Annotated in this window: 12 protein-coding genes, 2 pseudogenes and 1 CRISPR repeat array (1 of these 15 only partly in view); of the genes and pseudogenes, 6 read left to right on the forward strand and 8 right to left on the reverse strand. The window is 72.6% G+C overall.

Going from position 1 to position 12,350, the window contains the following annotated elements; translation table 11 throughout:
• Positions 1-507: a CRISPR direct-repeat array (repeat unit 29 nt; unit sequence GTGTTCCCCGCAGGCGCGGGGATGAACCG); it begins 437 nt to the left of the window's first position.
• Positions 508-573: 66 nt separating this feature from the next.
• The 3 genes and pseudogenes from ACS5PV_RS26510 to ACS5PV_RS26520 all read right to left on the reverse strand — a co-directional run.
• Entirely contained in the window at positions 574-894 is a 321-nt protein-coding gene (locus tag ACS5PV_RS26510; protein ID WP_455398327.1) for a BrnA antitoxin family protein, read from the reverse strand.
• Between the two features lie 70 nt (positions 895-964).
• Positions 965-1,153: pseudogene (locus ACS5PV_RS26515) on the reverse strand (BrnT family toxin); the annotation flags it as partial.
• Between the two features lie 218 nt (positions 1,154-1,371).
• Positions 1,372-1,572: pseudogene (locus tag ACS5PV_RS26520) on the reverse strand (hypothetical protein); the annotation flags it as partial.
• Between the two features lie 129 nt (positions 1,573-1,701).
• Between ACS5PV_RS26520 and pyk the strand changes: the two are divergent.
• Positions 1,702-3,138, forward strand: a complete 1,437-nt coding sequence (gene pyk / locus ACS5PV_RS26525; protein ID WP_455398328.1) for a pyruvate kinase — start codon at positions 1,702-1,704, stop codon at positions 3,136-3,138.
• Between the two features lie 320 nt (positions 3,139-3,458).
• Here the strand turns inward: pyk and ACS5PV_RS26530 are convergent, their stop codons facing one another.
• Positions 3,459-4,013: a hypothetical protein gene (locus tag ACS5PV_RS26530; protein WP_455398329.1), complete on the reverse strand. Its 555-nt coding sequence runs from the start codon at positions 4,011-4,013 to the stop codon at positions 3,459-3,461.
• 88 nt (positions 4,014-4,101) lie between these two features.
• On the opposite strand from ACS5PV_RS26530, the gene ACS5PV_RS26535 reads away from it, so the two are divergent.
• Positions 4,102-4,611, forward strand: coding sequence for a GNAT family N-acetyltransferase (locus ACS5PV_RS26535; protein WP_455398330.1), 510 nt, complete (start codon positions 4,102-4,104; stop codon positions 4,609-4,611).
• A gap of 7 nt (positions 4,612-4,618) precedes the next feature.
• Here ACS5PV_RS26535 and ACS5PV_RS26540 read toward each other — a convergent pair whose 3' ends face one another.
• From ACS5PV_RS26540 to ACS5PV_RS26555, 4 genes are all read right to left on the reverse strand, one after another.
• Positions 4,619-5,620, reverse strand: coding sequence for an alpha/beta fold hydrolase (locus ACS5PV_RS26540; RefSeq protein WP_455398378.1), 1,002 nt, complete (start codon positions 5,618-5,620; stop codon positions 4,619-4,621).
• A 32-nt stretch (positions 5,621-5,652) separates the two neighbouring features.
• A complete protein-coding gene (locus ACS5PV_RS26545) occupies positions 5,653-6,258 on the reverse strand; it encodes a tetratricopeptide repeat protein (protein ID WP_455398331.1) in 606 nt (201 codons plus the stop codon).
• A gap of 86 nt (positions 6,259-6,344) precedes the next feature.
• On the reverse strand, positions 6,345-6,470 hold the full coding sequence (ykgO, locus tag ACS5PV_RS26550) for a type B 50S ribosomal protein L36 (protein ID WP_012334921.1): 126 nt from the start codon (positions 6,468-6,470) through the stop codon (positions 6,345-6,347).
• A 184-nt stretch (positions 6,471-6,654) separates the two neighbouring features.
• The gene (locus ACS5PV_RS26555) at positions 6,655-6,957 is read right to left on the reverse strand and encodes a hypothetical protein (protein ID WP_455398332.1); all 303 of its coding nucleotides are present in this window, start codon (positions 6,955-6,957) and stop codon (positions 6,655-6,657) included.
• A gap of 183 nt (positions 6,958-7,140) precedes the next feature.
• Here ACS5PV_RS26555 and ACS5PV_RS26560 point away from each other — a divergent pair, with 183 nt between their 5' ends.
• The 4 genes from ACS5PV_RS26560 to ACS5PV_RS26575 all read left to right on the forward strand — a co-directional run bounded on the left by ACS5PV_RS26560 (position 7,141) and on the right by ACS5PV_RS26575 (position 12,090).
• Positions 7,141-8,673: a phytoene desaturase family protein gene (locus ACS5PV_RS26560; protein WP_455398333.1), complete on the forward strand. Its 1,533-nt coding sequence runs from the start codon at positions 7,141-7,143 to the stop codon at positions 8,671-8,673.
• Between the two features lie 113 nt (positions 8,674-8,786).
• The gene (locus ACS5PV_RS26565) at positions 8,787-9,533 is read left to right on the forward strand and encodes a lysophospholipid acyltransferase family protein (RefSeq protein WP_455398379.1); all 747 of its coding nucleotides are present in this window, start codon (positions 8,787-8,789) and stop codon (positions 9,531-9,533) included.
• On the forward strand, positions 9,530-10,648 hold the full coding sequence (locus ACS5PV_RS26570; RefSeq protein WP_455398334.1) for a glycosyltransferase: 1,119 nt from the start codon (positions 9,530-9,532) through the stop codon (positions 10,646-10,648). The genes ACS5PV_RS26565 and ACS5PV_RS26570 overlap by 4 nt, the downstream gene beginning before the upstream one ends.
• Before the next feature lie 26 nt (positions 10,649-10,674).
• Positions 10,675-12,090, forward strand: a complete 1,416-nt coding sequence (locus tag ACS5PV_RS26575; protein ID WP_455398335.1) for an amidase — start codon at positions 10,675-10,677, stop codon at positions 12,088-12,090.
• Positions 12,091-12,350: the final 260 nt, after the last annotated feature.

Below are 12,350 nucleotides of genomic sequence, written 5' to 3' on the forward strand. Positions count from 1 at the left end.
CAGGCGCGGGGATGAACCGGATCGCGGCAATCGCCAACACCAGGAGCGCGCGTGTTCCCCGCAGGCGCGGGGATGAACCGGCCCTGCCGCCGGTCCGCCCGAAGCCCGAGTCGTGTTCCCCGCAGGCGCGGGGATGAACCGGTCGTTGCGGAGCGCCGCATCGAACTCCGGCCGTGTTCCCCGCAGGCGCGGGGATGAACCGCGGCCACGGGTGGCCGTGTTTCCGGGCCGGGCGTGTTCCCCGCAGGCGCGGGGATGAACCGAGGACCCGGCCGGCGAGGCGGGGGATCAGCAAGTGTTCCCCGCAGGCGCGGGGATGAACCGCGGTTCAGCGACCACTGCCGGAACGCCTCAAGGTGTTCCCCGCAGGCGCGGGGATGAACCGATCTGGCTTGAGGACACGACACGGGCGATGACGTGTTCCCCGCAGGCGCGGGGATGAACCGCCTCGACGAGGCGGCCTGCCTGCGGGGCTTCGGTGTTCCCCGCAGGCGCGGGGATGAACCGAACCAAGACGTCCTGAACCCGCACATGGTGCTGTATTCCCCCGTGCGCGGGTTAGGCCCATCAGCCTCAAGCAGCCCGCAGCTTGCGCGCCGCCTCCGCCAGCACCTCGTTCATCCGCGTCTGCCAGCCCGGGCCCGTCGCCTTGAACGCGGCCAACACCTCGGGGTCGACGCGCAGCGAGATCGGGACGCGCTTCACGTCGGCCTTCGGGCGTCCGCCGCGGCTCCTGAAGGCAGCAGCAAGATCCGGGGGCAGTCCTTTCGGGCCGAGCCGCATCCGAGACAACTCTTCGTCGGTCAACGGCGGGTTGTCGGACACCTCGTCCCAATCCTCCTGGGAGTAGTGCGGATTTGGAACGTAGCCGGGGGCGTGCCTGGAGCGCGTCATAGATGGCCCTTTCCTTGCGGTCGGCGCGGCGGACGCTGACGATGTCCGTCGCTTCCGAGCCGGGCGGAGAGACGATCACTACGACGGTCACGCCGTACCACGTGCCGACCAGCTTGTGCCGCGCGCGGCCGGTGGGGCTGGGCTTGCCCGGCAGGACGGCGTAGCGATCGACATCGAAGGCTTCCTCGAATTCCGCGAAGTCGAAGCCGTGCTTCGCGAGGTTCGCTTGCCGCTTCGGCTCGTCGTAGCTGAACAGCATGATTGCGGTATATACGAAAACCCGGCCGGAATGAAGGGGCTCGATGCAGGTGCGGGCGCTTGCCGGTACGCCATCCGCACGTTTCCCGCGCCTCTTTCGCCGCCCGTCGCCGCAATGGTTCGCGACGCCGCCCGCAACTTCTGCGCCGCCTCCGCCGGCACCTCGTTCATCCGCGTCTGCCAGCCCGGCCCCGTCGCCTTGAAGGTCTCGACCACGTCCGGGTCCAGGCGCAGGCTCACGAGCTGCTCGGGCCGCTCGCCTCGCGGCCGTCCGCCGCGGCTCGGCAGCGCCGCGTAGACCTCGGGCGGAAGGATCTCCCGGGCGAACTCCTCGTCGGTCAATTCGGGAGACCCCACGTCGTCCCGATCCTCCTGCGTGCAGGCGGGAGGGGCCGGGGCGGTCATCGAGGGACCGGGCATGGGCGCTCCTTCCCCGACGAGCTCGTGCGATGCGCGCCCATCCCACCCGCGCCGCCAAATCGCCGATTGACCCGGGCGCGCCGACCGGCTTTCCGTAGCGCGACTTTTCTCACCCCGGACGACACCCCCATGAAGCGCGCCCGCCGCACCAAGATCGTCGCGACCCTCGGCCCGGCCTCCGAGGATCCGGCGGTGATCGAGGCGCTGTTCGCGGCCGGCGCCGACGTGTTCCGCATCAACATGAGCCACCTGCCGCGCGAGCGGCTGATCGAGCGGGTGGCGACGATCCGGGGCATCGAGCAGAAGCTCAGGCGCCCGATCGCCGTGCTGGTCGACCTCCAGGGGCCGAAGCTCCGGGTCGGGCGCTTCGCCGAGGACGCCGCGGTGATCGAGAACGGCCAAAACTTCGTCCTCGACGACGATCCGGCGCCGGGCGACGCGACCCGGGTCCACCTGCCCCATCCCGAGATCCTCTCGGCCCTGGAGCCCGGCCACGCGGTGATCGTCGACGACGGCAAGCTGCGCCTCGTCGTGACCGAGGTCGGGCCCGGCCGGGCGGTGACCCGGGTGGTGACCGGCGGAAAAATCTCGAACCGCAAGGGCGTGTCGCTGCCCGACACCACGATCCCGGTCGCGGCGATGACGGAGAAGGACCGCCTCGACCTCGAGGCCGGCCTCGCGGCGGGGGCCGACTGGATCGCGGTGTCGTTCGTGCAGCGCCCGGAGGACGTCGCCGAGGTCAAGGCGGTGGCGCAGGGACGCGCCCTGGTGATGGCCAAGATCGAGAAGCCGCAGGCGGTGGCGGCCCTCGACGCGATCATGGCGGTGGCCGACGGGCTGATGGTCGCCCGCGGCGATCTCGGGGTCGAGATGCCGCTGGAGCAGGTGCCCGGCGTGCAGAAGCGCATCACCCGCGGCGCGCGCCGCCTCGGCAAGCCGGTGGTGGTGGCCACGCAAATGCTCGAGTCGATGATCTCCGCCCCGGTGCCGACCCGGGCCGAGGTCTCGGACGTCGCGACCGCGGTCTACGAGGGCGCCGACGCCGTGATGCTCTCGGCCGAGAGCGCGTCGGGGGCGTTCCCCATCGAGGCGGTCTCGACGATGAACCGCATCGCCGAGCAGGTCGAGCGCGACGGGATCTACTGGTCGATCATCGCGGCGCAGCGCAACCAGCCGGAATCGACCGCGTCCGACGCCATCGCGGCCGCCGCCCACCAGATCGCCGAGACGCTCGGCCTCAACGCCGTGATGGCCTGGACCGCTTCCGGTTCGACCGCCCTGCGGCTCGCCCGCGCCCGCCCCGACGCCACGGTGATCGCGCTCACCCCGAAGCGCGAGACGGCGCGGCGCCTCGCGCTCGCCTGGGGCACCCACCCGATCGTCACCAACGACGCCAGCGACATCGACGACATGTCGTTCCGCGCCTGCAAGTTCGCGGTGCGCGAAGCCTTCGCGGGGGTGGGAGACCGGGTGATCGTGGTGGCTGGCCTGCCCTTCGGCACCCCGGGGGCGACGAACCTCGTGCGCATCGCGACGGTGACGCCGGAGCATGCGGCGAAGGCGTGACGTGGAGAAGCAAGCGGAGTTGCCCGTGAGTTGGGAATATGTGGCGCATTATGCTCAGGCATGATCCGCTCGCCCTGGCTCGAACGCTCCGAAGGGTGAGCCAAACTTCGGAGGAACGGCTGCGAGCCTCCTCCCGGTAAGGGGCGGCTCAACACTGCGGAATGGTGGCACCGTCCGGGCAAGGGACCGCCCTTCACGGTCCCGATCGAGGAGGATGGGCGGAGCGACTTCTGGGCCATTCAGCGGATCTGTGACGGATTCCGCGCGGTGCCTCGCTTGCTGCTGGACAATTAGGCCTCACCATCGCGTGTCATTCGGCGCTACGGGAGGCGGACACTCTGCGCAACGGCCCGCCAGACCGCCCGCTCCGGTTTCTCATCGGCGGCTCCGAGGCTGGCGCGGCCGTCGGCCCGATAGGTCAGCATGCGCTCGCCCGGCGTGGAGAGCGACCATTGCTCCTCGTCGTTCGCCTCGCACGGCCAGGTCGTCAAGGTCGCGCCGAGGTCGAACGAGAAGACGGCCTGCCGGGAGGCGGCATCGAGCGTGAACGCCGTCAGCGCCTGCCCGTCCATCGCCCGCGCGGCGTCCTCGGTTCGCGCGGGAGGGCTGTCGTCATCCGCCAGGACCTGCCCGGCGGCGGTGACGCGCCAGCGGCAGTGGAAGATGAAGAGGTGCCACTCCCCGACCGGCTTGACGATCCGCTGCGCCGCCCGCTCCCGCAGCCGGGGGGAGGACGAGGTCGAGACGTATGGCTCGCGCACGAAGAGACGGGGTGATCCGAACTCGAAGGAGAGGATGCTGCCCTGCCCGCGTTCGACGCTCCAGCAGGGCAGGCCGATCAGCGGCGCGAAGGCGGTGGTGACGGCATCATCCATGCGCCCGATCATGCCGGCAGCCGTGAGGCTCGCCAATCGCCGCGTCAGGCTTTCTCGCAAACCCGCGCGCGGGCATGATCGATAACCGATGGACACGCCCGCGATCCCGACCCTCCGCACATCCCGGCTGACGCTGAGAGCCCTCGGCGAGGCGGACCACGCCGCCCTGCACGCGCTCGCGCATGACGAGGCGGTCGGCCGCTTCATGCATGAGGGCGATCCGCCGTCGATGGCGGACATCGCCGCCCGCGTGGCGGGATCGCGGCGCCAGTGGCACGCGCGCGGCTACGGCATGATGGGCGTAGCGGATTCCGAGGGATTCGTCGGACGTCTCGGGCTTTTTCACCCGCAAGGTGCTGCGGAGCCTCTCCTGGTCTACGCGCTGAGCCGGCGCGGCTGGGGCCGGGGTTACGCGACCGAGGCCGGCCGCGCGTTCCTGCGCTGGTTGCGCGAGACCCACGGCGCGATGACGGTCCACGCGCAGATCGACCCGCGCAACGACGGGTCGGCGCGGGTGGCGGCCAAGCTCGGGGGCGTGCGGACGGGAACGGTGTCGCGGGCGGGCCGTGTGCTGGACGTCTGGGCCCTCAATCCCTGAAGACCCCCTACTCCGCCCCCGCCCGCTCCCGCGCCGCCAGGGCCTCGATCTCCGCCACCACCGTGTCGGCGGCGACGTACTGGAGCATGTGGCCGACGCCCGGCAGCACTACGAGCTTGGCGCCCGGCACCTCGCGGCCGAGCGCCGCGGCGTGGACCTCGGTCTTCACCACCCGGTCGACGTCGCCGGCGATGATGACGGTGGGCGCCGTGATCTCGCGGTAGCGCGGGCTCTGGCGTTGCAGGAAGGCGTAGAGACCGTCGAGATCGCGCAGGTTCGCCCCGAAGGTCGAGGGGCGCAGGACGAGCGGCACCCGCGCGCCGTCGAGGTAGCCCTCGGGCAGGCCTTGCGGGCGGAAGACCACCTCGGCGAAGCGGTCGAGATAGAGGAAGCCCAGCGGTGCCGCGACCGTGTAGGTGGCGAGCGTCAGGAGCATCCGCCCGGGCCACGAGCGGTACCAGGCGGCGTAGCCGCCGACCGAGCCGCCCGGCCAGGGGTGGCTCACGGGGGCGAGGAGCGCGAGGCCGGAGACCCGCTCGGGGTGGTCGAGGGCGATGGCCGTGGCGAGTGCGCCCGACCAGGAATGGCCGACGATCAGGGCCGGGCCGATCTTCATCGCCGCCAGCGCCTCGCTCACCAGCCGGGCCTGCACCGCCGGCGAGGCGGCGTCGGGCGCGATGCGGTCGCTGTAGCCGAAGCCGGGCCGGTCGAAGGAGAGCACCCGGAAGCCGTCGCCGGCGAGGCGCCGGCCGATCGCCTGCATCGGGTCCATGGCGTTGGCCGACGCCCCGTGCAGCAGCACGACGGTGCCGCGGCTGGGCGCGCCCTCGCCGGGGCCGGCCTCCAGCACCGCGAGGTGGCCGCCCTCGACCGAGACCCGCCGTCCTGCCGGGGGATAGCGCGCCTCGACGACCATCGTGATGATCCAGGTCGCGAGCAATCCCGCGGCGACGAGCGCGAGCACGAATCCGGCGAGCAGGCCGGCGATCAGGGTCAGCACGCGGGAGATCCGTCTTGCGAGCCGGCGCAGAGGCCGGCCGGTCACAGGTCGCGGCCGTCGACGTCGGGGCTGAGGCGCTCGATCGCCTCGTGCACCTTGCCCATGCGGGGATAGAGCGCCTCGGCGCGGCGGAAGGCGGCGAGCGCCCGGGTCTTGTCGTCGTTCGCCATGTAGATGTGGGCGAGCGCCGCCCAGGCCTCGAAGTGGCGCGGCTCCAGGGTCAGGGTCTTGTGCAGGTCGGCGAGCGCGCTCGCCTGGTCCTCGAGGAGGAAGAACGCGGTGGCGCGCCGGCTCCAGCCCTCGGCCCAACCGGGCTCCAGCACCGTCACCCGATCGAGGAGCTCGATGGCCAGCGGATAGTCCTTGGCCTGCATCGCCTCCGCGGCGCGGCTCGCCAGCAGGTCGACGGTGTCGCTGCCCGAGCGGTCGAGGCGGCGCTCGATCAGCTGGGCGACGCCCCGGGCCTCGGCGTCGTCCTTGGCGCCTTTGAGCCGGGCGTACAGGTCGTCGAGGGTGACGGGCGCGCGCGGCGCCTCCTTGGGCGCGTCCTTCGGGGCCGCGGCCACGGATGGAGTCGTCCAAACGACGAAAGCCGGCGCTCCGAGAAGGCCGGCCATCATGCAGATCGGAAGAGAGAGACGGCGCATGCCGGCACTGTCCGGCGCCGGCGCTGCCCCGTCAACGCGATGGCTTGCCGCGGGCTCCGGGGGAGCCCGGCAAGCCCCGCGCGTCTTCAGCCCTGGCGGGCCTTGTAGCGCTTCTGGGTCTTGTTGATGACGTAGACCCGGCCCTTGCGGCGCACGAGCTGGTTGTCACGGTGCCGGCCGCGGAGCGACTTCAGCGAGTTGCGGATCTTCATCGGTCTGGTCTCACGTCGGTGCGCCGGAACGCCCGGGCGCGGATGGGAAAGCGGGCTCGCGGCGAACGCCGACAAGGCGAACGCCGACGCCGGGCGATGCGAGAGCACCGCCCGTGCGGAGGCGCGTGACTTACCCGGCGGGGACCCGAAAAGTCAACCGGACCGGGGCGAAAACGTCGCGGGCTTACGGCCGCGAGAACGGCGCGTTCGGCGTCAGGGCCGGCGAGCCGGGGCTGAGGGGCTCGCTGTCTCCGATGACGCTGGTGGTGCCGCCGGGCGGTCCGTCGAAGCCGACGACGCCCATCGGGTTGCTCGGCGTGACGTTCGGGTTCGGCCGCAACGGGCGGACGCTGCCGGTGGCCGGCGGGTCGATCGGGGTCGTTGCGCGCGGGCTCACCGTGATGTCGAGGGCTTCCTGGGCCGAGGCTGGCCCGGCGAGGCCGAGGGCGAGGAGGCCGGCGACGGCGAGGGTCGTCTTCCTGTTCATGGGTGTCTCCGGTGCGGGGTTCGCTTGCTGCCGGGTCAACCCGCCGGAGCCGGGCCCGGGTTCCCTGACCTTCAGGAATGCCACCGGCGCGGCAACGTGTGCCGCGCCCCCCGCGTTGACCCGCCCTCCCCCGAGCCTAGCTTGTCCGGAACGGGCGCTCACGCCCGCTCGGGAGAGGCTGTGATGGCGGGGACCTCGGTCGCGGTGGTCGGCGGCGGGTTGGGCGGTCTGGCGGCGGCCTGCGTGGCGGCGGCGCGGGGGCACGACGTCACCCTCTACGACAAGAACGCCTGGATCGGCGGCAAGGCCGCGGTGCTGCACGAGGGCGGCTTCCGCTTCGACATGGGGCCGACGATCCTGACGGTACCCCGGGTGCTCGAGCGCATCTTCGCCGAATCTGGCCGCTCGGTGCACGATTACATGGACCTGCGCCGCCTCGACCCGCAATGGCGCTGCTTCTTCGACGACGGTAGCCGCATCGACCTGATGGAGAACGTCAAGACGATGGCGGCCGAGATGGACCGCTTCGCCCCCGGCCAGGGTGCCGGCGAGGGCTACGAGCGCTTCATCGCCCTCTCCGAGAACCTGCACGGCGTCTCCGAGCGCTTCTTCTTCTGGAAGCCGGTGCAGGACCTGCTCGACACCATCAACATCCGCGCCAACCTCAATCCCGGCACCCTGCGCGACGTGCTCTCGCTGCGCATGCACGCTTCGGTCGCCGGCACCATCCGGGGCAAGGTGCGCGACGCGCGTCTCGCCCAGATGCTCGACCACTTCGTGCAGTATGTCGGGTCCTCGCCCTACGGTGCGCCGGCGGTGCTGTGTGCCATCGCCCACATGCAGACCGCCGACGGGGTCTGGTACCCGATGGGCGGCACCCGCGCGGTGGCCGAGGGGCTGATGAAGCTCGCCGGCGATCTCGGCGCGAAGCTCAAGCCCCACAGCGAGGTCGAGGGCGTCGCGATCGAGAACGGCGCCGTCAAGGGCGTGCGGGTCGGCGGCGGCGTGGTGCCGTACGATCGCGTCATCTCGAACATGGACGCGGTGCGCACCTACCGCGAGCTCGTCGGCGGCGAGGTCGGCCGGACTTACGAGAAGCGCAGCTTCGAGCCGGCCTGCTCGGGGGTGGTGCTCTATCTCGGCCTGAACAAGCGCTACGACCACCTCGCCCACCACGACTTCGTGTTCTCGCGCGACCCCGAGGAGGAGTTCGACGCGATCTACCGCAAGGGCGAGCCGGCGCCGGACCCGACCGCCTATCTCGCGGCACCCAGCAGCACCGATCCTTCGGTGGCGCCGGAGGGCGGCGAGGCGCTCTACGTGCTAGTCCACACCCCGTACCTGCGCCCGCACCACGACTGGTCGCAGATGCTGCCGGCCTACCGCCAGAAGATCCTCGACAAGCTGAAGCGCACCGCCGGCATGCCGGACATCGAGGAGCGCATCGTCGTCGAGCGCCACCTGACCCCGGCCGACATCCACTCGCGCTACAAGGTGCTCAACGGCGCGATCTACGGGCTGGCCTCGCACGGCCGGATCATGGGGGCGTTCAAGCCCGGCAACCGCTCGCGGGAGGTGCGCGGCCTCTACCTCGCCGGCGGCGCCGCCCATCCGGGGCCGGGCATGCCGATGGTGATGATGTCGGGCTGGATCGCCGCCGACGCCCTCGACCAGGACGCCCGCGGGACCGCCGAGGACCTGAAGGCGGCCTCGTGAGCGGACGGGCCGACCCGTCCCGGCGGGCCTTATCGTCCCGGCGGGCCTTATCGTCCCGGCGGGGCCTGCCCGAGGACCCGGTGGCGGCCCGCTCCCCCGCCATCTGGCGCTTCATGGGCGTGTACTTCGCCCGCTACGTGCGGCGCCACCTCAACGGCGTGCGGCTGGCGAACTGGGGCCAGCCCCCGGCGGCGCCCGCCGCCGGGCCGGTGGTGATCTACTGCAACCATCCGGCCTGGTGGGATGCGGCGCTCATCATCCTGCTCGCGCAGCGCTTCTTCCCCGCGGCCGAGAGCTACGCGCCGTTCGACGCCGCGATGCTCGCCCGCTACCGCATCTTCTCCCGCATGGGCGCCTTCGGGGTCGACCTCGACAGCCCCCGGGGTGCGGCCTCGTTCATGGCCGCCTCGCGCAAGATCCTGGAGCGGCCGGGGCGGGTGCTGTGGATCACCGCGCAAGGACGCTTCAGCGACGTGCGCGAGCGGCCGCTGGGCTTGCGCCCCGGCGTCGCGCGGCTGGCCGAACTGGCGCCCGACGCCCTGTTCGTCCCCCTCGCCCTCGATTACGCCTTCTGGGAGGAGCGCGGGGCGGAGGCCTGCGCCGCCTTCGGGCCCGGGGTGCCGGCCCGCGACCTCCTTGCTCTCTCCCGCCCGGACCGCCTCGCCCGCCTGGAGGCCGACCTGACCGACACCCTCGACCGCCTCGGCGCCGACGTGCGGAGCCGCGATCCCGCCCGCTTCGCCTCCCTGCTCGACGGGCGGCGCGGCGTCGGCGGCGTCTACGATGCCTGGCACCGGCTGGCAGCTTTGCTGACCGGGCGCCGCTTCGTCGCCGGCCACCGCGAGGGCCGCGCCCCGTGACCGTGCTGGCGCTCCTCGCCCTCGCGCTGGCGCTGCTGCCGGCGGTCCTGGCGCTCGCCAACCTGCTCGCCCTGCGCGGGACGGCACCCGCGGCACCGGTGCCGGACGGCCTGGTATCGATCCTGATCCCGGCCCGCAACGAGGCGGCCAACATCCGCCCGACTCTCGCCGCGGCGCTCGCCAGCACCGGAATCCCGATCGAGGTGATCGTCGCCGACGACCACTCGACCGACGGGACGGCGGCGATCGTGGAGGACATCGCCGCGGGCGATTCCCGCCTGCGCCTCGTTGCGGTGCCGCCGCTGCCGCCGGGCTGGACCGGCAAGAACCACGCCTGCCACGTCCTCAGTGAGGCCGCGACCGGCCGCTGCCTGCTGTTCATCGACGCCGACGTGCGCCTCGCGCCCCACGCCGCTGCGTCCCTGGCGGGTGCGGCCGCGGCGGCGGGCGCGGCCCTCGTCAGCGGCGTGCCGCGCCAGGTCACCGGCTCGCTCGGCGAGCGATTGACCGTGCCGATGATCAATTTCCTGCTGCTCGGCTACCTGCCGATCCCGCTGATGCGCCGCTTGCGCGATCCCGGCCTCGGGGCGGCCTGCGGCCAGCTAGTGATGGTGGAGGCGGAAGGCTACCGCCGGGTCGGCGGCCACGGCGCGATCCGCGCGTGCCTGCACGACGGCGTGCGGCTGCCCCGGGTCTTTCGCCGCGCCGGTCTCGGGACCGACCTCGTGGCGGCTTCCAGCCTCGCCACCTGCCGGATGTACACCGACTTCCCCCAGGCCTGGGCCGGCTTCTCGAAGAACGCCCACGAGGGCCTGGCGACGCCGCGCGCCCTGCCGGTCTGGACGCTGCTCCTCGGCGGCGGTCACGTCCTGCCGCTCCTCCTGGTGATCGCCGCGCTGCTGGGGGCCGGCGATGGGATGCTCGCGGGGGCGGCCCTCGGCCTCTCCCTTCTCACGCGGGCGGCGATCACGCTCGCCACCCGCGAGGACCCCTGGACGATTCCCCTCCATCCCCTCACCGTGGCCCTGGCGCTGGCCTTGCAATGGAACGCGCTCCTGCGCCCGGCCCGAGCCGGGGTCGCCACCTGGAAGGGGCGCACCTATCCGGCCGGATGAGGGGATGAGGGGATGAGGGGGACAGCATGACCGAGATCCGCGACCTCGACGGCACCGCGACGCTCCACGCCTATCGCGACCGCAGCCTCTCGCCGCGGGAGGTGGTGGCGGAGGCCCTGGCCCGGATCGACCGCTTCGCCCCGGACCTCGACGCCTTCGTGCTCGTCGACCACGACGGCGCGATGGCAGCGGCGGCAGCCTCCGAGGCGCGCTGGGCGTCGGGCGAACCCCTCGGCCCCCTCGACGGCATCACCTTCACGGTCAAGGACAACATCGCCTGGGCCGGCCATCCGATGCGCCGCGGCTCGCTCACCTCCTCCGACGCGCCCGCGACCGAGAACGCCCCGATCGTCGACCGGCTGCTGGAGGCCGGCGCGATCCCGCTTGCCAAGACCACGATGCCGGAATTCGGCTGGAAGGGCCTGGGCGACTCGAGCCATACCGGCTCGACCCGCAACCCCTGGGACACGCGCATGACCACCGGCGGCTCCTCCGCCGGGGCCGCCGCGGCCGCCGCGCTCAATCTCGGTCTCCTGCACATCGGCACCGACGGGGCGGGCTCGATCCGCATCCCGGCCGCCTTCTGCGGGGTCTATGGGCTCAAGCCCAGCTTCGGCCGGGTGCCGGCCTTCCCGCCCTCGCCCTTCGGGCCGGTGGCGCATCTCGGGCCGATCACCCGGGGCGTGCGCGATGCCGCCCTGATGATGCGGACGATCGGCCGGCCCGATCCCCGCGACATGGCGGCCTCGCTCACCGAGCCGCCGGATTACGCCGCCGGCCTCGAGGACGGGGTGCGGGGCCTGCGCGTCGCCTGGAGCCCGCGGCTGGGCTTTGCCACCCGGGTCGATCCCGAGGTGGCGCGCCTGACCGAGGCGGCGGCCAGGCGCTTCGCCGATCTCGGCGCGATCGTGGAGGAGGCCGATCCGGGCTTTTCCGACCCGGTCGAGACCCTGAACGGGATCTGGCTCGTCGGCGCCTGGTGCGTGCTGCGGGGGATCCCGGAGGACAAGCGCGGCCTCGTCGAGCCGGCCCTGCGCGCGGCGGCCGAGCGCGGACGGCAGATCGCGGCGCCGGACTTCGTCGCCGCCCTCAACGCCCGCGGCGCGCTCTACACCGCCATGGCGCGGTTCCACCGCACCTACGACCTGCTGCTGACCCCTTCGCTCGCCACCCCCGCCTTCACGGCCGGCCACCTGACGCCGCCGGACGGGCGCTTCGGCGACGACTGGCTCAACTGGACCCCGTTCTCCTACCCGTTCAACCTCACCGGCCAGCCCGCCGCGAGCGTGCCCTGCGGGCTGACGGATGAGGGCCTCACGGTCGGCCTCCAGATCGTCGGGCCGATGGGAGCCGATGCCCGGGTGCTTGCGGCCTCGCGCGCCTTCGAGGCGGCCCAGCCCTGGCCGGTCCTGGCGGAACCGCGGGTGACGCATCGGGGGTGAGCCCGCCCGATACGGTCCGCCGCGCCGTGCGCCCTCCCGGGGCTCGACATCGGCCGCGGCGGGGGGGGCCGGGGAATGGGCAATCTCGATCGGGAACGGTGCTTGATCGAAGCGCCCGTTCCTTGGTCGCGCCCCAGACATGAGAACGGTTTTTCCAGGTTGGCGTCAGTAGACGGCCGCGGCGGCAAGTCCGCCCGGACCGTCGGCTCGCCCGGAGCCCCGCGGGGTTCGGTGCGATGCCACCCGCTCACGAAGCCGCG

The organism is Methylobacterium sp. Gmos1 (genome assembly GCF_053764715.1).